This is a genomic window from Neisseria sp. P0024.S006, assembly GCF_051956595.1.
Classification (GTDB): Bacteria; Pseudomonadota; Gammaproteobacteria; order Burkholderiales; family Neisseriaceae; genus Neisseria.
In genome coordinates this window covers 36,483-55,681 of sequence record NZ_JBQCXH010000006.1, presented here as the reverse complement: position 1 = coordinate 55,681, position 19,199 = coordinate 36,483, and the positions used below count along the sequence as shown (strand labels likewise).

The window sequence follows — 19,199 nt, the reverse complement described above, 5'->3', positions numbered from 1 at the left end:
GCACTCCATTTGTTTAGTGCAGATATACTATTTCTTTGTTAAAGGCCGTCTGAAAGTTTTTTATTGCAAAAGATGGCAGTTTCCCTTTGAGAAATGCTGTCAAATACGTCTGATTAGCGTATCATGTCAGCAACCATTACCGAGAGCTTCGTTTTATGAAATCCGTTTTTTTGGACTTTGAACAACCCATCGCCGAATTAACCAATAAAATCGACGAGTTGCGATTCGTACAAGATGAATCTGCCGTCGATATTTCCGACGAGATTGCCAGACTGCAAAAGAAAAGCAACGAGTTGACCAAGTCAATTTTCAGCAAGCTGACTCCGGCTCAAATTTCACAAGTGTCCCGCCATCCGCAGCGTCCTTATACTTTGGACTACATCAACGGTATTTTTACCGATTTTGAAGAGTTGCACGGCGACCGTCATTATTCTGACGATCATGCCATTATCGGCGGTCTGGCACGTTTCAACGGTCAAAGCGTGATGGTCATCGGCCATCAAAAAGGCCGCGATACCAAAGAAAAAATCCGCCGCAATTTCGGTATGCCGCGTCCTGAGGGTTACCGTAAAGCGCTGCGCTTGATGCAGACTGCCGAGAAATTCAATATTCCGGTCATGACCTTTGTCGATACTCCGGGCGCGTATCCGGGCATTGGCGCGGAAGAGCGCGGCCAGTCCGAAGCCATCGGCCGTAATTTGTACGAACTGACCCGCCTGCATGTACCGGTATTGTGCACCATCATCGGCGAAGGCGGTTCGGGCGGTGCGTTGGCAGTAGCTGTCGGCGACTACATCAATATGCTGCAATACTCGACCTATTCGGTGATTTCTCCCGAAGGTTGCGCCTCTATTCTTTGGAAAACTGCCGAAAAAGCAGCAGACGCCGCGCAAGCATTGGGCATTACCGCCAAACGCCTGCAAGAATTGGATCTCATCGATAAAGTCATTGACGAGCCGTTGGGTGGCGCACACCGTGATTACGAAACTACGATGAAAAACGTTAAAACCGTTTTGGAACAGCAATTAAGCGAAGCGCAAAGCATGACCATGCCTGATTTGCTTTCCCGCCGTTTCGACCGCATCATGGCTTACGGTAAATTTACCGATAAATAAGTTTGACTGCTGAAAAAGCAAGCAGATGGCGCTGCTTGCTTTTTTTGTATTCTATTTTTGAGTCATTCATAATTTCAGGCCGTCTGAAATGTCGCAACTATCCCCTGATTCCCTATTCAAAAGTTTTCAAGCAACTTTTCCTGATTTGCCGAACCATACTGTTTTTGAAGTCGGTTTGAGCGGCGGATTGGATTCCGTTGTCCTGTTGCATCTTTTGCACCGGATGCGTGAATTCCACCGTTTTGATTTGCGTGCCGTCCATGTTCATCATGGTTTAAGCACCAATGCCGACAGTTGGGCAAAATTTTGTCAGGATTATTGTCAGCGTTTGAATGTTGCCTTGCGGGTGTGCCGTGTCAATGTGGAAAAACAAGGAAAAGGTTTGGAAGCGGCGGCCAGGGCTGCCCGATATCAGGCATTTTCAGACGGCATGAAGAAAATTATTGTTTTGGCCCACCATCGCAATGATCAAATCGAAACATTTATGCTGTCGGCCGTACGCGGCGGCGGATTGCGCGGTATGGCGGCCATGCCGGTATGGCGCGATTTAAATGAAGAGATCCAAATCTGGCGGCCGCTTTTGGCATTTTCCCGTCAGGAATTGGCAGAGTATGCGCAACAATGGGGGCTGCCTTTTGTCGAGGACGAAAGTAACGAGGATCCTGTCTATTTACGCAATTGGATGAGAAATCAGGCCTTGCCGCAATGGCAGCAGCGTATTCCGAATTTTGAGCGGCAAATTTGTGCCAATGTTCGATTATTGCAGGAAGATTTGCAGCTTTTAGATGAATTGATTGAGTCTGAATATCAGCTCATCAGTCCGGACGGAATATTCAGTATCAGTCTGTGGCGGCAATGTACGCCGCTTTTGCGCCGTCGGTTGCTTTGGTATTTTTTGCGAAAGCAAACGGAATCATTGCCTTCTTATCACAGCATTGCCGATTTCGCCCGAGTATTGGAAACCGCAGAACAGGCGCAGTTGAATTTGCCATACGGCGAATTGTTCGCCTATCGGGATCAGTTGTTTATTTGGCAAGAAAGTGAATTTCAACAGCTGCCTTGGTGCAATGGTAGGGAAGTTCGAGGCCGTCTGAAAGATATTTTGCTGGAAAACGGTTTTGTTTTATTGCCTTTTAAAGGCGGTTTGCCGGAAGAGGAGTTGGAGAAGCCGGCCGTGCTTAGAACTGTATCCGAGGGCGACGTGATTCAGTTCGGGCAGAGGGAAAAATCAGTCGAAAAACTATTGCAAGAGTGTCATATCATGCCACTCGTGCGTAAATATTGGCCGATTATCATAAGTATGGGCAACAAGTGCCTTGCTGTTGCTAACCTTAGGGTTGGAAGCGATGTTCAAATAGAGCAAGGCTATCTGCCTGTTCATAGAAAGTTGGTCGAATATATGGCAAAAGTAAAGTAAATAACTCTAAATTTAGTAAGTATCAGTAATTTAACTACTTGTGCTAAGTGTAGGTATATTAAGCAATACAGCTTATATTAGAGTACCTACACGAATAAACTTTTGCTATTAAATGTAATCTTATGGAACTATTTCAAAGCAGTGTTGTCTTTATTGTGCACAGCACGCTTTACTATTTTTTGGTTTAAAGCAGTAAAACGATTAAAGGGTGGGTATGAACGATCGCCAAATAGATCAAGTTTTGGTGGAGCGCGCGCAGAAAGGTGACCATAAGGCATTCGAGATGCTGATGTCCAAATATCAGCGTCGGCTAAACAGACTGATTTCCCGTTTTATTCAGGATGAGCATGAAGTGCACGATGTAACCCAAGAGGCAATGATTAGGGCTTATCGTGCGCTGGTTAATTTTCGAGGTGAGAGTGCATTTTATACATGGCTGTACCGTATCGGCATCAATACGGCAAAGAATTTCCTGACTACTTCGGGTCGTCAGTTTTTTGTCAGTTCGGAAGCAGCCAATGAGGAAGGAGATGTTCTCGATTTAACCGATCAGATTGCGGATTACCATACGCCGGAAGCTGAGATGATGAATCGGGAAATCTTGCAGACCGTCGAGGCAAGCATTGCGCAACTGCCAGACGATATGCGTCAAGCCATTACGCTTAGGGAAATGGACGGCTTGTCTTACGAAGAAATAGCTCGGGTAGTGGATTGTCCGATAGGTACAGTACGTTCGCGTATTTTCAGAGCGCGTGAACTGATTGCAAAAGATTTGCGGCCGCTGTTGGATACTTCTGAAGATCAAAGGTGGTAATAAAAATGAACGATAAAACAAATAAAGCATTGGAGTATGTGTCCGCATTGATGGACGGTGAAGCATTGACTGATGAGATGCTGGATGCCGTATTGGCAGACGAGGAAGCATTGCGCGCTTGGCATGAGTACCATATTATCGGCGACTGTATCCGTCAGGGCGCGGCGGCGAAGGTGGCTGATGAAACCATGCAAAGTAAAGCATTTACAGTGCCTCAAGCTGAGATTGCCGGTAAGCAGGAAAAATATACTCATCGCGAAGCAGCTAATAACGGCTTCTTTAAATTCTTTGCAGCCGCTGCCAGCGTGTGTGCCATTGCTGTGACGGCATGGCAGTTTACGCCGCAAACTTCTCGTGACGCTATGCCGGTTGCCGAGAAGTCTAATGTTCAGCCTGCACAAGATATCATTCCGGTAAGCGGTACGCCTGACGATAAAGTGGCTTCCGAGCCTGGTGAAACCGTTGTGCCGAATGCGGCGAAAGACGGCAAAATTGAAAATCGTCCGACTGTCCGTACCGAGCAGAAAAATGAGCAGCAGACTGTTGTGCAGTAAAAAATGAAATCATGCAAAACCCTTGCTTTATGGCAAGGGTTTTTATTTTTGCAGTAAAACCGTCAGGCCGTCTGAAAGCATAGCTTCAAAGAAGTCAAAACAGTTATAATGCGCTCCATGAAACTGATTACCTCTGCTCAAAACGAACAGCTCAAACATTTATTCCGTCTTTTGACGCAGGCCAAAGCAAGGCGCGAAAGCGGTGAAACCGTATTGGAAGGCGTACATCTGCTGCAAACTTATTTGCAAAGCGGCGGCACGCCCAAACAGGTTTATCTGCCTGAAAAGAAACAGCAACATACTGAAATTCAAGAAATTACGGCGCAGTTGGACGAGGGATTGATTACTTGGGTCGGTAACGAAGCACTGTCTAAAATCACCAGTCTGACCGATGCCGATGATGTGATGACTTGGATTGATATTCCGAAGCAAACTGGCTTGCCTTCAGACGGCGATTGCGTGGTATTGGAGCGGGTACAAGACCCCGGCAATGCAGGCACGATTTTGCGCAGCGCGGCGGCAGCCGGAGTCAGGCAAATTGTGTGCAGCAATGATTCCGTAGATATCTGGTCGCCCAAAGTGTTGCGGGCGGGAATGGGCGCGCATTTTCTGCTGTCTATTTTCAGCCGGGTGGAATTATCCGCTTGGATGGAAACGTATCAGCATCCAATTTGGGCAACAGCTTTGGGCGGTCGCAATATCGGGTTGTATGAGATGAACCTCAGTCAACCCTGCGCTTGGGTGTTTGGCAACGAAGGCAGCGGCGTGAGTGAACGAATAAAAGAGAAGGCTGAAGCCTGTGTCAAAATCCCCATGTTGGGGCAAACTGAATCCTTGAATGTCGCGATGGCGGCAACGGTTTGTCTGTTTGAACAAATGCGGCAACGTATCCATGCCCAGGCCGTCTGAAAACCATAATACGATTTTATTTTAAGGAACGAAAATGCAAATACTGACTTTTGATGAAGCGGCACGCAGCCGATTGATGGAATTGCTGGATGCCAAATCCGAAGCCCACAACACCATGCGTTGTGATGAAGTTCAAGGTTTTATGATGGCTTTATTGAGCGGTCCGGATGCTTTGAATCCGACCAACTGGCTGCCTGAAATTTTGGGTGAAGAATCTTTGTTTGATGCCAAAGAGCGTACCGAAATCGAGCGTTTGGTGATGGCAATGGCTGCCGATATGCGCATGAAGCTCAATGAGAAAATCCTGCCGGATTTGTGGTTTTATGAAGATGAAGCCGGCAATCCGGATTTCTACACATGGTGTAACGCCTATCTTTACGCACTGGATATTGTGCCTACCGATTGGTTTGAAGCAGTCGATCAGGAAGAGTTTGAAGATTTGTTCTATCCGATTATGGCTTTGGGTGGCATCTATGACGATGAGGAAAACGGCGAAGTCATCTTGCATCTGAATGAAAAAGAGCTGACCCAGCTGGAATCTGATTTGCCGCATGTCCTGCTGGATATTTACTGGTACTGGCAGGCCATCATCAATAAACCGCAAACCGTCCGCCGCGAAGGCGAAAAAGTGGGCCGCAACGATCCTTGTCCGTGTGGCAGCGGTAAAAAATACAAAGCCTGCTGCGGCAAATAAGAAAAATAAATAGTAAAATGAAAAGGCCGTCTGAATGCTTGAAATTCAGACGGCCTTTAATGTTTTGTCTTAGAACAACGAGGCCAACCAAACAAACAGAATGGTCAGTGCAATGGTCAAGGCGCAGCCGATTTTGGCCACGGTGCCGATGATAAAGCCGATAAACGTACCGATACCGACCTTGCCTGCCTGCCAAGTGTCTTTGCGTGCGATAAATTCACCGATGGCTGCGCCTGCCAACGGGCCGAGCAACAGACCGGGAATAGAGAAGAATGCGCCGACGATGCCGCCGATAAACGCACCCCAAACCGCAGTTTTACTTGCGCCGGTATATTTTGCACCCAATGCCCCCGCCACATAGTCCATCGCAGTACCGAATACGGCAACGATGGCCAAAAAGGTCAGCGTCCCCGAGCCAAACACTTGATAATCGCCGGCATAACCCAACAACCATGCGCCACCAAACATCAAACCCAATCCGGGCAGGGCGGGATAAATAGTGCCTAAGATGCCGACAACAATAGCAATCAAGCCGAGAACGATGAGAACAGCAGTCATGAGGTTCCTTTTGAATGTAAGAGTGTAATAACGGCAGTATTATGGGCACGTTTTGTTATATTTTCATGAGAGATTGTGCAATAAAATGAAAAATTATCCGGAGGCGCGCTCAATTAAAATCGATGGATAAATATCTGAGCGAATTATTGTGAATCACGCTCTGAATGATTGAATAAATTTCTATTCAAATATAAAAGCAGGCCTACCAATACGGCCAAGTACACTGCAATCCAATACGCATCTGTATAACCAATAGCCTTTGCCAGCCTCAGGGCGGCGAAACCGGCCGCGTAACTGCCGAGCAGGACGACGGAAAATTGCAGGCTGCTGTCGAGTGCGGCGGTGGCGCGGTCTGATTTGTCCATCACCAACGCCAGTATCACCGGCAGCAGCAGCGTGTAGCTCAGGCTCAGGGCGATGATTTGCGCGGGTGGCAGCCAAGGATGGATGCGGGCGAGCGCATCGATGGCGGTCATGGACGCCAAAAGCGGCAGTTGCAGCGCGTAGAGCAGGAACACGAGTTTGCGGCGCGGATAATTGCGCGAAAACCAACCCGACAGCGGCGTCACAATCAGGCAGGCAACAGGAATACCTACCGCCAAAATTCCGCCCGTCTGCTTCGGGGTGAAGTCCAAATCCGCCAGTTTGGGTACAAAAGTTGCCGCCATAAACGCATACGGTGCGGCAACGGCAAACAGCAAAACCAGCCACCGCCAGCCTGTTTTAGGTTGCTGCCAAAAACAAACCAGCCGTGCTGCCAACGCCGTCCAATTGCCTTGCGCAGTCGGACTTTCCGGCTCGCGGTAGTATAAGAGTTGCAGCAACATCAGCAGGCTGAACGCCAGCATAAAGCCGGCCGCCGCCGTCTGTCCGTATTCCTGATACAGCCACAATACCAGCGCGCCGCCGATCATCTTGCCGCCGCGTGCCGCCATTGTTTGAATCACGCCACCGAAGCCGCGTTCGCGGTGCGGCAGGACGATGCACGACAAGCCCAGCATCGCGCAGCCGTACACTGCCGACATTGCTGAGAGCAAAACGCAGCAGGCCAGAAGTAGCGGGAAGTTCTGCGTGATGTCGGTACAGGCCATCAACCCGAACACCGCCGAAAGCCCCAGCGTCGCCGTCAGCAGCCAGCCGCGAAACCGTCCGAACTGCCCCGCCGGCCGCCGTTCCATCAGCGCGGCAAACAATACCTTCGCCGCTTCGATTCCGCCGATCAAATGAATCCAGCTCAGTTGGTTCAGGCTGTAACCGTGGTTTTTCAGAATAGCGACCAGCGCGACCAGATAAAAACCGGTCAGCGTGAATTTGTAAGTGCTGCCGCCGATAAGCAGTAGCCAGTCGCGTGAGTTTGGGGAAGTCTGATTGTCGGACATCACATGATTCTTTTGAAGATGAGGCAAATAAAGGGACAAGGCCGTCTGAACATATTGGGTGGCAATACTTGATTTGTATTTAAATAGGTTTAGTATCTTTTCAGACGGCCTTCAATGCTTCTTCTGCGCGAAGCAGGGCGGTTGTTTCATCTGCTTCGACGATGTAGTTCACGCCCAGCGCGGGGCCGAGTTTGGACGATTGTTCGCGGAAGAACGCTAGTTGCGCCGCGTCGGGTTCGATGAGGAGCATGGCGGCGCAGCGTTCGGACAGTTGAGGCCGATGTGCCTTTATCCATTCGATGTAGGTTTTGCGGTCGGCAATGCGCTGTTCGTCGCTCACCTGCCGCCGCATCGGGGTGCAGACGGTGGCGAAGCGGCGGTTTTGGTTTAACAGGGTTTCGAATTCGGCCAGCCAGTCGGAAAAGTCGGCGACGTGGGTCAGGTCGGTCAGGTAGATGGTGCCTTCGGGCAGGGTTTTGGCGGGGGTGAAGTAGTGCATGGGATTCCTTTGGGTGTTTTGGGGGAATAAACGGTAGGTCGGGCATAAATGTCCGACCTATGTTTTTTCAGACGGCCTCCATCATTTCAGCCCCGCCTAAAACTTCCATTCTGCGCTCACGCCCACGCTTCTGGGGCGTTGGTAGAGTGCGTCTTGGCGGTCGGCGCTGGAAATGAATATGGGTCGGCGGCGGTTGAACACGTTGTCGGCGTAGAGCGAGATGCGGCCTTGTTTGAAGTTGTAGGCGGTGTAGAGGTTGACTTGGTTGTATGCGTCGATTTTGCCTGATTCCGCATTGTCGGCGGCGGAGTAGTAGCCGCCGTAGAAGCGAACGTCGCCGCCGGCTTCCCAGCCTTTGTCGTTCAGGTATTTCACGCCGATGTTGGCGGTGTATTTGGGCGCGCGACCGAGTTTGTTGCCTTCGATGCCGCTATCGGGATAGCTTTTGATTTTGGTGTTGAGCAGCCCCAGTCCGGTGGTGAGTTTCAGGCTGTCGGTGGCCTGCCAGTCGGCGGCGAGTTCCGCGCCGTAGGTATGGACTTTTTTGGCGTTGCGGATGACGACGGAGTTGGTGCCGAGATAGAAGGGGAGCTGCATGTCGCGGTAGTGGTTCAGGAACAGGTTGCCGGAGAGTTGCAGGCGGCGGTCTGCGCTGCGCCAGCGGGTGTACCACTCGTAGTTGTTCACATATTCGGGTTCATAAGTGTAGGTTACGACAGGGCGGCCGAAGGTGATGCCCGCGCCGCCGGGGTTGTAGCCGCGCGCGGCTTTGATGCCGCTGACCCATTGGTCGGTAGGTTTGAAGGCGATGTCGATTTTGGGCAGGAAGACGGTCTGGCCTTTGTCTAAATCAAGGTGCAGTGCGCCGCTGCCGCCGCTTCGTTTGTGCGTTTCTTTTTCAATGCGGGCGGCGGCCGTGATGTCCCATTTTTCGCTGGGGCTGTATGTGGTTTCGGCAAACAGGGCGCGCACGCTGTTGCGGTCGTCAAAGGTATTGCGGCCGCCGACGCTGCGGATGTCCACCCATTCGTCTTGTTTGCTGCGGAAGTAGTGTAGTCCGGCAAGGCCTTTCAGACGGCCTTTGTTGGAAAAATGCAGTACAGGCTCCCATTGCAGTTCGCGGCCTTTGAGTTCGGCGGGCACGCCTTGCGGGCTGACGGTCATCGGCAGGTGCAGCCGCTCGTTGTGGTAGCGGCCGTAAACCAGTTTGTTTTCCAGTTTCAGATAGTCGTTAAGCTGCCACGATACGTCCCAGATGCCCGATGTCGAGCCGGTTACGAACACGGGCTTTTCTTTTAAAAAACGGCGGCTGGCGGTGTTGCCCATGATTTCGTTTTGCGGCGCGCGCGAACGGATGTGGTTCAGCGTCAGGCGGCTGTAAAAATCGGGATGGTTTTCGGGCGTGAGCAGGAGTTTGAAACGCACGTTGGTGTTTTCCACGCGGCGCGGGTTGCCGGTCGGCTCGTAGGACACGAACGGCTCGTAGCTTTCGCGCTGCTGCCGCTCCGCGCTCAATCTGAAGGCAAGGTTGTTTTTCACAATCGGGCCGGACACTACGCCGGCGATGTTGCGCGTTTTCTGGTTGCCCAAACCCAAGCGCAGCGCGCCTTCCCATTCGTCGGTCGGATCTTTGGAGCGCATCACCACCGCGCCCGCCACCGCGTTCTGCCCGCGCACATGGCTTTGCGGCCCGCGCAATACTTCCACTTGCTGCATGTCCCACAGCGACTGCGTGCCGAAGGCGAATTCATTGTAAGTGGCGGAGCGGCCGTCTATGGACAGGTTCAGGCGCGGCCGCGTGCCCGCGAAAAACGCCACTGCGCCGACAGCGGGGCCGGAGCCGTCCACGCCGCGCACGGTCGGCAAATCGTTGCCGCTGCCCAAGTCCACCGTGTTCACGGTTTGTTTCAGCAGGTCGGTCGCGGAAAGATTGTGGCCGCTGCGGTCGATGTTGGGCGTGGTGAAAACGCGGTTGGACGTGGCGGTTTCAAAGCCGCTGCGGTTAGCACGTTCGCCGGTGACGACGACTTCTTCCAACTGCACTTGTTCCGCGTCTTGTGCCGCATCGGTGGCATAAATCCATTCGGAAGCAAAGGCGGCGGCAATCAATAGGGGCAGGCGGCGGAGGGTGTGTTTCTGCATTTCTTTATCCTTTCAGACGGCATAGGTCGGGGCGGATTGAACATCAGGCAATCCAATTGTTCCGTCATTATGCAAATATTTGTGTTTACACATTTACATAAAACAAACTATTAATGTAAAGTATAAGAAATTAGAAACAGGAATGCAAGTGTTTATCATTCACTTTACTTCCCCTCTTATCTTGTGAATCGTCTAAAAAATTCCCTCTCCTATTTGGGGGAGAAGGTTGGAGGAGGGAGATTCTGTAATCTTCATGAATTTGGCCTGCCAAGCATCCGACAGTCCTCATCCGTAGGGCGGAGCGGAGGGACAAGGAAAGAGGTCGTCTGAAACGCCACTATCTTGCCATTGCCGCCGTGGGAAAATATAGTGGATTAACAAAAATCAGGACAAGGCGACGAAGCCGCAGACAGTACAGATAGTACGGAACCGATTCACTTGGTGCTTCAGCACCTTAGAGAATCGTTCTCTTTGAGCTAAGGCGAGGCAACGCCGTACTGGTTTAAAGTTAATCCACTATATGATGGGTATCCGACTTGCGGATAACTTTAATGAACCTCCTTTATGAACAAAATCAAAACCTTCCTACCGTCATGACTGCCAGCAAACAACAAACCATCATCGACACCGCCCGCCGCCTGTTCCGCGAACACGGTTTTTCCGCCGTATCCGTAGGTAGCATCTGCGTCGAGGCCGCCGTCAGCCGCGTTACCTTTTACAAATATTACAGCGGCAAAAACGCGCTCTTGCAGGAAATTGTTACCGAGCAGAAAAACCGCGTCCGTGCCGAATTTGAGGCGCTGCTCGCACGGCAATGCAGCCTGCGCGAAGCCGCTGAAGCCGTTTTCGCCCTGCAAAAACAATCATTTGAAGAACTCTATTCCGCCGCCTTCCTGCGCGACATTGAAGAGAACACCGATTTGGAGCTGGAGCGGTTTTTCCACGAATTGAACGAAGAAAAATACGCCTTTATGCGCGGTTTCTTCCACACTCTGCAACAACGCCGCCTGATTCAGCCCGATTTGCCAGTGGAACTCATCGATCTGTTCATCCGTCAGGCGGATATATTGATGCGCCATCCGCAACTGACCGCGCTTTATGCCGCCGCGCCGCAAAAGCTGCCGCAAGACGTATTGGGATTGCTGCTGCACGGTTTGTCAGGGAAAGAATAGATAAAAAGAATAGAAAAAATTTCAAATTTGAATATTCAGACGGCCTTTCGGTAAATAGCTACCGAAAGGCCGTCTGAAAATTAAATGGAATTATAAACCGCAAGTTTTAGGTTTGTTTGCCAGAATATTGATGACTTTGCGTTCGGCTTTTTGCGGTTCGATTTTGATTTCGCTTTCGTCTTCTTCGCTGCCGTCGGAGAAACGTTCCGGCATTTTTTCGTTGTCAAACGCTAAGTCGCCACCATGTTTCAGGTTTTGACCGCGTTCCAAGCCGACAAAGTCGAAGAGTTCGGTATCGGCCAAATGTGATGGAACGACGTTTTGCAGGGCGGAGAACATGGACTCGATACGGCCGGGGAAGCGTTTGTCCCAATCGCGCAGCATGTCGCCGATGACTTGGCGTTGCAGGTTGGGCTGCGAGCCGCAGAGGTTACACGGGATGATTGGGAATTGTTTCAGTTCGGCATATTTGATCAAGTCCTTCTCTTTGACATATGCGAGAGGACGGATGACGATGTGTTCGCCGTTGTCGCTGACCAGTTTGGGCGGCATGGCTTTGAGTTTGCCGCCGTAAAACATATTCAGGAACATGGTGGCAAGGATGTCGTCGCGGTGGTGTCCCAAGGCGATTTTGGTGCAGCCCAATTCTTTTGCGGTGCGGTAGAGGATGCCGCGGCGCAGGCGGCTGCACAGTGAACAAGTCGTTTTGCCTTCGTCCAACACGCGTTTGACGGTGGAGTAGGTGTCTTCTTCAACGATTTTGTAGGGAACGCCGATGCTTTCGAGATAGGTCGGCAATACTTCTTCAGGGAAGCCCGGCTGTTTTTGGTCGAGATTGACGGCGACCAGTTCAAAATCAATCGGCGCACTGGCTTGAAGCTGGCGCAGAATATCTAAAAGGGCGTAGCTGTCTTTGCCACCTGAGAGGCAGACCATGATTTTGTCGCCCGGCTCGATCATATTGAAATCGTTAATGGCATCGCCGACGGCGTGACGCAGGCGTTTGCTGAGTTTGTTGTTTTCTAATTCTTGCTTGGTTTTTTTGGACATGGCTGTTTGTGCTTTGAAATAATAGAAAAATTTAAGGGCGGTATTGTACCGCAAAAGAATAAAGGCCGTCTGAAAAACTGTGCTTGCTTGATTGAAGTGGCATTTTCAGACGGCCTGATATTTGTGCTTTATTTGATTTGAAGGGCGGTAATTTTGATTTCAACCTTCCAGTCGGGTGAGGCCAGTTTTGCTTCCACGCAGGCGCGGGCCGGAGCGCGCTCGTGGGCTGTCCATGCGTCCCAGGCTTCGTTCATGGCGGCGTAGTCGTTCATATCGGGCAGATAGATGGTAGCTTCTAAAATGTGGGCTTTGTCAGATTGGCATTGGGCGAGCCATGAATCGATTTGTGCCAAAACATTTTCAGTTTGCGCTTTGGCATCGGCTTCAGGATTTTCGGGAACCATGCCGGATAGGAAAACCAAGCCGTTGGCTACGACGGCTTCCGAATAGCGTTTGCTTGTGCCAAGATAGCGGATGTCCATGTTGTCTCCTGATTTCAAAAAGAAGGTATGGTAACATTGCAGTTGTTTACGTTCCACATTTAAGAGGGGCCGTCTGAACAGGGTGGCGGAAAACAACCATGAGTAAAGCAGAATATCCGGTTACGCAGGCAGTGCGCTTTTTACGCAGTAAGAAAATCGATTTTGTCCCTTATGTTTATGCGTATGAAGAACATGGCGGTACGGCGCGTTTTACCGAATGTACGGGCAAGCCTGAGCATCAAGTCATCAAAACAATCGTCCTGCAGGATGAACACAAAAAAGGCTTGGTTGTGTTAATGCACGGCGACAAACATATTTCCACCCGCAATCTGGCACGCGAACTGGGCTTGAAACACATCGAGCCGGCAACGGCGGATCAGGCGGCGAAATGGACGGGCTATTTGGTCGGCGGGACATCGCCGTTTGGTATGAAAACCGCGTTGCCGGTTTATGTGGAAGAAAGCATTTGGGCTTTGGACGAGATTTTTATTAATGGCGGTAAACGCGGGTTTATCGTGGGCATGAAGCCTGAAAACCTGCGTACGCTCAACCCGCAAGATGTTCATGTTGCAGTGGATGCATAAAGGATAGGAATAAAGATGGAACAATTAAATTTATACGAAATCTTGGGTGTGTCTCAGGATGCGGATATTAATGTTATCCGCGAGGCTTATGGAAAATTGGTGGCCAATCCGGATATTCAGAAAGATGCGGAGCGTTTCAAAGCCATCGGACAGGCGTTTGAAGTATTGTCCCATCCGGAAAAACGTCTGGCTTATGATGCGGCGATGCAGTATGAGCCTCAGGAAGTCAGAGACAACGGCTTCAATAATATAGTGGTCAATCATACGGAAAACCATAATACAGGGAACAATAATACGGAGGCCAATATGGTCAATACGTCTAATTCTGAAGTGAAAAACTATGTTTTTATCGCCTATATTACCTATGCGTTGGGCCTGTTTATCTGGTTTGCACCCGTTGTCGGTGTGATTTTGGCATATGTCAAACGCGATGAGGCACAAGGCAGTATTTATGCCAGCCATATTGACTATCTGACCAAGACATTTTGGGTGTCGTTGGTGGGTATGCTTTTCGGGATGTTGACCATACTTATCTTAATCGGTTGGCTGATTTTGGTGGCAACCGGTATTTGGCTCATTTATCGCGTAGTCGTCGGACTGATTAAACTGAATGAAGATAAGCCTGTTCCTACTCAAGGATGGTTCTAAAGCATGGCATATTTATTGGCAAGTATTGTTTGCAGCGTGTTGGTTTCCGTATTGCTGAAAGTGGCGCGTAAGCAAAAAATCAATATTGAGCAGGCGGTAGCGGTGAACTATATCGTTGCCGTCACTTTGACCATGCTGGTGTTAAAACCCGATTTGAGTAATCCGCAGGTGTTTTTACCGACTTGGTGGCTCTTTGCGGCTTTGGGTATCTTGTTGCCAAGCGTGTTTGTCATTATGGGCAAATCCGTCGATGCGGCAGGTATCGTTAAATCGGACGCGGCACAACGCTTATCGCTGTTTTTGCCCATTATCGCTTCATTCACGCTTTTTCATGAACAACTGACCGAAGGTCGTCTGATTGGTTTGGTATTGGCATTTACAGCATTGTTTTTCTTGCTTTGGAAAAGTGATGGCGGCAAGAAATCCGGCGGCTTCAGCACGCAAGTAATGCTGCTTTTGGGCGTTTGGTGCGGCTATGGCGTCATTGATATTTTGTTCAAACAAGTGGCAAAGAGCGGTACCGCGTTTGCCGGAAATTTGCTGGTGGCATTTTGTTTGGCCGGTATCTTGATGTTTGGCTACCTGTTTGCCAAAGGAAGCAAATGGACCAAAGAAGGTATCTTGGGCGGTATGATTTTAGGCTGCCTGAACTTTTTGAATATTGTTACCTACATCTCGGCACACCAAATCATGAAGGATAATCCGACCTTGGTGTTTGCCGGTATGAACATCGGCGTGATTGTTTTGGGTACGCTGATTGGTGCGGCAATGTTTAAAGAAAAAATCAGCAGCATTAATGCGGCCGGTATCAGTATTGCTATTTGCTCGATAGCCTGTCTGTTTTATTGGCCGCAAATTCGAAGCTTGGTAGGTTAAAAATACTTATGCCGTCTGAAAAATTTCAGACGGCCTTATTTTTATTATAAAATAGCCATTCATGCGCCGATTTGGCCGTATGGGAATTATTTTGCGCTTACGGGCGTTTCTATGTTAAACAATAAGTTGAACTCACACAATAATATCGATAGTTACATCATGAAACATATTAAAAAACACATTCAATGTGCCGTTCTCGGCATGCTGGTATTGTCCGGTTGCCAATCGTATCAGGAAGATCAAAGCCGCCGCAGTAAAATGGCACAATTTGCGCTTAATCATCCCGTGGCCGCCCAAGTCATCGGTATGGAGGACGAGGGCTTAATCAATATGACCAGTAATGCCACACGTTTTGCCGAGCGTACAGGTTTGGATGACAAAGCAAACGGCGACAGCAGGGGAACACAGGTCAATGCCGTACGCCAAGCATTATGGCAGGCGGCGATTGCTTCTAAATTCGACAGCATTATTGCCGAAAAAGCAGGTAATGCGCGCCTGACGGATATGGAGTTGCGAGAAGGTAAAGACGACTACTTCAGCCGTTACCTTGCCGACCAGGCAGTCGATCAACGTAACAACCGTATCGGCCGCAGTATCGGCAGTGCCAAACCCGACAGCGATATGAAGACGCTGGCGGCAAGCATTTTGTTCTACTACAACAAAGTAGGCTTGTGGACGGCTTCCGAAGTGAAAAACCGTTGGCACATCAAACAGGAAAAACTTTCAGACGGCCAATATGCCGAAGCATTGAAAAATATCGCCAAATTGGATCAAAACGGTATGACCGAGCAGGAACGTAATAGTTATAAAACCGGTACGCTCAGCGAAATCAAACGTTCGGTCAAAGCCATACGTCAAGTCGAAGACTGATTTTAAGACTTCATTATTGAAAGGCAATTGTTATGAATTTCCCTCCGCGTTATGTCTCAAACACCCGTATGCGCCGTATGCGTAAAGACGATTTTTCACGCCGTCTGATGCGCGAGCATACTTTGACGGCAGATGATTTAATCTATCCGGTTTTTGTATTGGAAGGTCAGAATCAGGAAGAGGCAGTGCCGTCTATGCCCGGCGTCAAACGCCAAAGTTTGGATAAATTGTTGTTTACCGCTGAAGAAGCACTGAATCTCGGTATTCCTATGCTGGCTTTGTTTCCCGTGGTAACGCAAAACAAAACCGAATTTGCGGAGGAGGCTTATAACCCTGAAGGCTTGGTACCGACAGTAGTGCGAACCCTGCGCGAGAAATTCCCAGAGCTGGGGATTATGACCGACGTTGCCTTGGACCCCTATACCATTCACGGCCAAGACGGTTTAACCGATGAAAATGGCTATGTCCTCAATGATGAAACCATTGAAGTTTTGGTAAAACAGGCTTTGTGTCATGCCGATGCAGGCGCACAAGTCATTGCCCCATCAGACATGATGGACGGACGTATTCTTGCCATCCGCGAAGCCTTAGAAGATGCCGGACATATCCATACGCGCATTATGGCATATTCGGCAAAATATGCTTCAGCGTTCTACGGCCCGTTCCGCGATGCGGTCGGCAGCTCCGGCAATTTGGGTAAGGCAGACAAGAAAACCTACCAAATGGACCCTGCAAACACCAATGAAGCCTTGCACGAAGTCGCATTGGATATTCAAGAGGGCGCAGACATGGTCATGGTAAAACCGGGTCTGCCGTATCTGGATGTCGTCCGCCGAGTTAAAGACGAGTTCGGCGTACCGACTTATGCTTACCAAGTTTCCGGCGAATATGCCATGCTTCAGGCTGCCATTCAAAATGGCTGGTTGGATGGTGAGAAAACCATTTTGGAAAGCCTATTGGCATTCAAACGCGCCGGCGCCGATGGCATTTTGACTTACTATGCGATTGAAGCGGCAAAATTGTTGAAGAAATAAAATAAAGAAATAAATCAAAAAGCGGCAAACAGTGTTTATCCTGTTTTGCCGCTTTTTTATATTACTTAAGATTGGCTCAATAGAGTCCAACTAAGGTTTATACTTTGAAAATCTAAAAATTTTGTATAGTAAGTTATGACCAAATAAAGACCGTCTGAAAAAACAGTCTACTGATTTTTCAGACGGCCTTATATGATTTAAACTTTAGTGGTGGCTGCAACCGCCGTGGGTTTCACGCAAAGCTTCGGCTGCTTGTTCGTCTGCGTGGTAGCTGGAGCGGACCATTGCACCGATGGCGGCATTGGTAAAGCCCAATTCGTATGCTTCTTTTTCAAAAACTTTGAATTGGTCAGGCGTTACATAGCGTAGGACGGGCAGGTGGCCGTCTGAAGGTTGCAGATATTGGCCGATGGTAATCATCTCGATATTGTTGGCACGCATATCGCGCATGATTTCGCGCACGTCCTCGTCTGTTTCGCCCAGGCCGACCATGATGCCGGACTTGGTCGGGATATGGGGCATCATTTCTTTGTAGCGGCGCAGGAGGTCGAGGGAGTGCTGGTAGTTGGCACCCGGACGGGCTTTTTTATACAGGCGCGGATGGGTTTCCAAGTTGTGGTTCATCACGTCAGGCGGTGTTTCTGCCAAGATTTTCAATGCGATGTCCAGGCGGCCGCGGAAGTCGGGAACGAGGATTTCGATTTTGGTATTCGGGCTGGTTTCTCGGATGGCTTTGATGCAGTCGGCGAAGTGTTGTGCGCCGCCATCGCGCAAATCGTCGCGGTCGACAGATGTAATGACGACATAGCGCAGGTTCATGGCTTTGACGGATTCGGCCAAATGTTTAGGCTCGTCAGGATCCAGCATATTGGGGCGGCCATGGCCAACGTCGCAGAATGGGCAGCGGCGGGTACAAATATCGCCCATGATCATGAATGTGGCCGTACCCTTGGTAAAGCATTCGCTGATATTGGGACAAGATGCTTCTTCGCACACGGTATGCATTTTTTGTTCGCGAAGAATGTTTTTGATTTCAAAGAATTTCTTGCCTGGTAATTTGGCGCGGATCCATTCGGGCTTTTTCAATTTTTGTTCCAATGGAACCACTTTAATCGGAATGCGTGCAGTTTTGTCTGCACCTTTCAGTTTGATGCCGCGTTTGGGGTCGTTTTTTACTTCTTCACTCATGGTGATGTGTTCTTTCTGTCGTTATAAAGGCCGTCTGAAAGCTTCTAGAAGGATTTATACCTAAAAGCTTATGGGTAAAAGTTCAGAGGGCGGTTAAAAGATGGCAGTGTGACTGGATTTTTTCAGACGGCCTTATGCCAGCTCTTTCTGTAAATGCTTGGTCAGTTTGTCTGAAACTTCTGCCAAGCCGGGTGCCGGAGAGACAAAGTCGGCAATTTGGGTCATTTCCATACCGGCATAACCGCAGGGGTTGATATGGGTAAACGGACTTAAATCCATGTTCACGTTAAGCGCCAAGCCGTGGTAAACGGAGCCGTCTTTGATACGCAGGCCCAGGGAAGCGATTTTACGCTCGCCGACATAAACGCCGGGACGTTTGGGGTCGGCGGCTGCTTCGATGCCGTATTCTGCCAAGGTGGCGATGATGCTGTTTTCAAGTGCGGAAACGATATGGCGCACACTGGTCTTACGGCGTTTGAAATTGATCATCGTATAAACGACCAATTGGCCAGGACCGTGGTAGGTAATTTGACCTCCTCTGTCAATTTGGACAACGGGAATATCGTCGCGGATGAGGAGGTGTTCGGGCTTACCGGCCAAGCCTTGAGTGAATACGGGCGGATGTTCGACCACCCATAATTCGTCTTCGGTATTTTCGTCACGCGAGGCATTAAATGCCTTCATGGCTTCGAAAGTCGGCAGGTAATCGACCAAGCCTTTGTGCACGATTTTCATTACAGCACCACTTTTACCAATTCGTGTGAAGTCAGGTCGCGGTAGATATTGTCGAGCTGCTCTTGATTTTCAACATTTACATGGACAGTCGCGCCGGTATAGTTGCCTTTGCTGCTTGGGCGCGTAGTAATGTGGTGCGGCTCGGTATCGGGAGCGTGTTTGCGCACGGTTTCCAAGATGGCGGATTCAAATTCCGGATGAACCACGCCCATGACTTTTACAGGAAAGGTGCAAGGGAATTCAATTAATGATTTTTTTTCGGTTGAGTCTGTCATGGTTTACTACCTTTTTTGGTTAGCCAGGGCCGTCTGAAAAGTTTTCAGACGGCCCAAAATCCGATATATTTTATCGTAAACGTCCATATCGGGCTATTAAAAATGATGTTTTAGAAAATAGGTGCGGATAAGCTGTTTTCAAGTCTTGAAATGGAGCGCTTCAGCCCAATTTTGAGCTACATTCTGATTTAACAATGATTGAGA

General features: G+C 49.5%; 21 protein-coding genes. 12 read left to right on the top strand and 9 right to left on the bottom strand.

All coding sequences use genetic code 11. From position 1 onward, the window contains the following. The first annotated feature begins 155 nt into the window (after positions 1-155). The 6 genes from ACTHUF_RS10525 to ACTHUF_RS10500 all read left to right on the top strand — a co-directional run bounded on the left by ACTHUF_RS10525 (position 156) and on the right by ACTHUF_RS10500 (position 5,503). Positions 156-1,115: an acetyl-CoA carboxylase carboxyltransferase subunit alpha gene (locus tag ACTHUF_RS10525; protein WP_440407645.1), complete on the top strand. Its 960-nt coding sequence runs from the start codon at positions 156-158 to the stop codon at positions 1,113-1,115. 88 nt (positions 1,116-1,203) lie between these two features. Next, complete coding sequence (gene tilS, locus ACTHUF_RS10520; protein ID WP_440407643.1) at positions 1,204-2,532, top strand: tRNA lysidine(34) synthetase TilS; 1,329 nt, start codon at positions 1,204-1,206, stop codon at positions 2,530-2,532. 214 nt (positions 2,533-2,746) lie between these two features. Then, the gene (gene rpoE, locus ACTHUF_RS10515) at positions 2,747-3,346 is read left to right on the top strand and encodes an RNA polymerase sigma factor RpoE (RefSeq protein ID WP_004519728.1); all 600 of its coding nucleotides are present in this window, start codon (positions 2,747-2,749) and stop codon (positions 3,344-3,346) included. 5 nt (positions 3,347-3,351) lie between these two features. Continuing rightward, complete coding sequence (locus ACTHUF_RS10510) at positions 3,352-3,900, top strand: sigma-E factor negative regulatory protein (protein WP_440407641.1); 549 nt, start codon at positions 3,352-3,354, stop codon at positions 3,898-3,900. A gap of 117 nt (positions 3,901-4,017) precedes the next feature. Continuing rightward, on the top strand, positions 4,018-4,809 hold the full coding sequence (locus ACTHUF_RS10505; protein WP_128581046.1) for a TrmH family RNA methyltransferase: 792 nt from the start codon (positions 4,018-4,020) through the stop codon (positions 4,807-4,809). A 34-nt stretch (positions 4,810-4,843) separates the two neighbouring features. Then, positions 4,844-5,503, top strand: coding sequence for a YecA family protein (locus ACTHUF_RS10500; RefSeq protein WP_049348483.1), 660 nt, complete (start codon positions 4,844-4,846; stop codon positions 5,501-5,503). Positions 5,504-5,572: 69 nt separating this feature from the next. On the opposite strand, the gene ACTHUF_RS10495 is transcribed toward ACTHUF_RS10500, so the two are convergent. The 4 genes from ACTHUF_RS10495 to ACTHUF_RS10480 form a co-directional block, all read right to left on the bottom strand. Further along, complete coding sequence (locus tag ACTHUF_RS10495) at positions 5,573-6,061, bottom strand: DUF456 domain-containing protein (protein WP_003746916.1); 489 nt, start codon at positions 6,059-6,061, stop codon at positions 5,573-5,575. Positions 6,062-6,204: 143 nt separating this feature from the next. Then, positions 6,205-7,440, bottom strand: coding sequence for an MFS transporter (locus ACTHUF_RS10490; protein WP_440407639.1), 1,236 nt, complete (start codon positions 7,438-7,440; stop codon positions 6,205-6,207). A gap of 100 nt (positions 7,441-7,540) precedes the next feature. Beyond that, a complete protein-coding gene (locus ACTHUF_RS10485; protein WP_219088609.1) occupies positions 7,541-7,939 on the bottom strand; it encodes an extensin in 399 nt (132 codons plus the stop codon). A 96-nt stretch (positions 7,940-8,035) separates the two neighbouring features. After that, complete coding sequence (locus tag ACTHUF_RS10480) at positions 8,036-10,081, bottom strand: TonB-dependent receptor (protein ID WP_440407638.1); 2,046 nt, start codon at positions 10,079-10,081, stop codon at positions 8,036-8,038. A 551-nt stretch (positions 10,082-10,632) separates the two neighbouring features. Here ACTHUF_RS10480 and ACTHUF_RS10475 point away from each other — a divergent pair. Beyond that, positions 10,633-11,253 (top strand): TetR/AcrR family transcriptional regulator, encoded by a 621-nt coding sequence (locus ACTHUF_RS10475; protein ID WP_440407636.1) that lies wholly within the window; start codon positions 10,633-10,635, stop codon positions 11,251-11,253. 90 nt (positions 11,254-11,343) lie between these two features. Here ACTHUF_RS10475 and ttcA read toward each other — a convergent pair whose 3' ends face one another. Both ttcA and ACTHUF_RS10465 read right to left on the bottom strand, forming a co-directional pair. Then, a complete protein-coding gene (gene ttcA / locus ACTHUF_RS10470; RefSeq protein ID WP_440407635.1) occupies positions 11,344-12,303 on the bottom strand; it encodes a tRNA 2-thiocytidine(32) synthetase TtcA in 960 nt (319 codons plus the stop codon). Between the two features lie 128 nt (positions 12,304-12,431). Continuing rightward, positions 12,432-12,785, bottom strand: a complete 354-nt coding sequence (locus tag ACTHUF_RS10465) for a RidA family protein (RefSeq protein ID WP_314575700.1) — start codon at positions 12,783-12,785, stop codon at positions 12,432-12,434. 98 nt (positions 12,786-12,883) lie between these two features. Here ACTHUF_RS10465 and ACTHUF_RS10460 point away from each other — a divergent pair, with 98 nt between their 5' ends. From ACTHUF_RS10460 to hemB, 5 genes are all read left to right on the top strand, one after another. Continuing rightward, positions 12,884-13,369 carry an aminoacyl-tRNA deacylase gene (locus ACTHUF_RS10460; RefSeq protein ID WP_314059020.1) on the top strand — a complete coding sequence of 162 codons (486 nt, stop codon included), beginning with the start codon at positions 12,884-12,886 and terminating at the stop codon, positions 13,367-13,369. 15 nt (positions 13,370-13,384) lie between these two features. After that, positions 13,385-14,017 carry a DnaJ domain-containing protein gene (locus ACTHUF_RS10455; RefSeq protein ID WP_315093584.1) on the top strand — a complete coding sequence of 211 codons (633 nt, stop codon included), beginning with the start codon at positions 13,385-13,387 and terminating at the stop codon, positions 14,015-14,017. 3 nt (positions 14,018-14,020) lie between these two features. Next, entirely contained in the window at positions 14,021-14,893 is an 873-nt protein-coding gene (locus tag ACTHUF_RS10450) for a DMT family transporter (protein WP_315093582.1), read from the top strand. 159 nt (positions 14,894-15,052) lie between these two features. Continuing rightward, entirely contained in the window at positions 15,053-15,763 is a 711-nt protein-coding gene (locus tag ACTHUF_RS10445; RefSeq protein ID WP_036491232.1) for a DUF6973 domain-containing protein, read from the top strand. Between the two features lie 32 nt (positions 15,764-15,795). Further along, entirely contained in the window at positions 15,796-16,797 is a 1,002-nt protein-coding gene (hemB, locus tag ACTHUF_RS10440) for a porphobilinogen synthase (protein ID WP_039863499.1), read from the top strand. A gap of 204 nt (positions 16,798-17,001) precedes the next feature. Here hemB and lipA read toward each other — a convergent pair whose 3' ends face one another. From lipA to ACTHUF_RS10425, 3 genes are all read right to left on the bottom strand, one after another. Continuing rightward, entirely contained in the window at positions 17,002-17,985 is a 984-nt protein-coding gene (lipA, locus tag ACTHUF_RS10435) for a lipoyl synthase (RefSeq protein ID WP_049349829.1), read from the bottom strand. 132 nt (positions 17,986-18,117) lie between these two features. After that, positions 18,118-18,720, bottom strand: coding sequence for a lipoyl(octanoyl) transferase LipB (gene lipB / locus ACTHUF_RS10430; RefSeq protein WP_004519711.1), 603 nt, complete (start codon positions 18,718-18,720; stop codon positions 18,118-18,120). Continuing rightward, positions 18,720-18,995, bottom strand: coding sequence for an HP0495 family protein (locus tag ACTHUF_RS10425; protein WP_004519710.1), 276 nt, complete (start codon positions 18,993-18,995; stop codon positions 18,720-18,722). The genes lipB and ACTHUF_RS10425 overlap by 1 nt, the downstream gene beginning before the upstream one ends. Positions 18,996-19,199: the final 204 nt, after the last annotated feature.

What these genes read in the sequence shown, in the direction of transcription:
- rpoE (WP_004519728.1), top strand. Translation starts at nt 2,747, where the DNA reads ATGAACGATCGCCAAATAGATCAAGTTTTGGTGGAGCGCGCGCAGAAA.
- ACTHUF_RS10510 (WP_440407641.1), top strand. Translation starts at nt 3,352, where the DNA reads ATGAACGATAAAACAAATAAAGCATTGGAGTATGTGTCCGCATTGATG.
- ACTHUF_RS10480 (WP_440407638.1), bottom strand. Translation starts at nt 10,081, where the DNA reads ATGCAGAAACACACCCTCCGCCGCCTGCCCCTATTGATTGCCGCCGCC.
- ACTHUF_RS10495 (WP_003746916.1), bottom strand. Translation starts at nt 6,061, where the DNA reads ATGACTGCTGTTCTCATCGTTCTCGGCTTGATTGCTATTGTTGTCGGC.
- ACTHUF_RS10485 (WP_219088609.1), bottom strand. Translation starts at nt 7,939, where the DNA reads ATGCACTACTTCACCCCCGCCAAAACCCTGCCCGAAGGCACCATCTAC.
- ACTHUF_RS10500 (WP_049348483.1), top strand. Translation starts at nt 4,844, where the DNA reads ATGCAAATACTGACTTTTGATGAAGCGGCACGCAGCCGATTGATGGAA.
- hemB (WP_039863499.1), top strand. Translation starts at nt 15,796, where the DNA reads ATGAATTTCCCTCCGCGTTATGTCTCAAACACCCGTATGCGCCGTATG.
- tilS (WP_440407643.1), top strand. Translation starts at nt 1,204, where the DNA reads ATGTCGCAACTATCCCCTGATTCCCTATTCAAAAGTTTTCAAGCAACT.
- ACTHUF_RS10445 (WP_036491232.1), top strand. Translation starts at nt 15,053, where the DNA reads ATGAAACATATTAAAAAACACATTCAATGTGCCGTTCTCGGCATGCTG.
- ACTHUF_RS10425 (WP_004519710.1), bottom strand. Translation starts at nt 18,995, where the DNA reads ATGACAGACTCAACCGAAAAAAAATCATTAATTGAATTCCCTTGCACC.
- ACTHUF_RS10450 (WP_315093582.1), top strand. Translation starts at nt 14,021, where the DNA reads ATGGCATATTTATTGGCAAGTATTGTTTGCAGCGTGTTGGTTTCCGTA.
- ACTHUF_RS10475 (WP_440407636.1), top strand. Translation starts at nt 10,633, where the DNA reads ATGAACCTCCTTTATGAACAAAATCAAAACCTTCCTACCGTCATGACT.
- ACTHUF_RS10465 (WP_314575700.1), bottom strand. Translation starts at nt 12,785, where the DNA reads ATGGACATCCGCTATCTTGGCACAAGCAAACGCTATTCGGAAGCCGTC.
- ACTHUF_RS10460 (WP_314059020.1), top strand. Translation starts at nt 12,884, where the DNA reads ATGAGTAAAGCAGAATATCCGGTTACGCAGGCAGTGCGCTTTTTACGC.
- ACTHUF_RS10455 (WP_315093584.1), top strand. Translation starts at nt 13,385, where the DNA reads ATGGAACAATTAAATTTATACGAAATCTTGGGTGTGTCTCAGGATGCG.
- lipA (WP_049349829.1), bottom strand. Translation starts at nt 17,985, where the DNA reads ATGAGTGAAGAAGTAAAAAACGACCCCAAACGCGGCATCAAACTGAAA.
- lipB (WP_004519711.1), bottom strand. Translation starts at nt 18,720, where the DNA reads ATGAAAATCGTGCACAAAGGCTTGGTCGATTACCTGCCGACTTTCGAA.
- ACTHUF_RS10525 (WP_440407645.1), top strand. Translation starts at nt 156, where the DNA reads ATGAAATCCGTTTTTTTGGACTTTGAACAACCCATCGCCGAATTAACC.
- ACTHUF_RS10490 (WP_440407639.1), bottom strand. Translation starts at nt 7,440, where the DNA reads ATGTCCGACAATCAGACTTCCCCAAACTCACGCGACTGGCTACTGCTT.
- ttcA (WP_440407635.1), bottom strand. Translation starts at nt 12,303, where the DNA reads ATGTCCAAAAAAACCAAGCAAGAATTAGAAAACAACAAACTCAGCAAA.
- ACTHUF_RS10505 (WP_128581046.1), top strand. Translation starts at nt 4,018, where the DNA reads ATGAAACTGATTACCTCTGCTCAAAACGAACAGCTCAAACATTTATTC.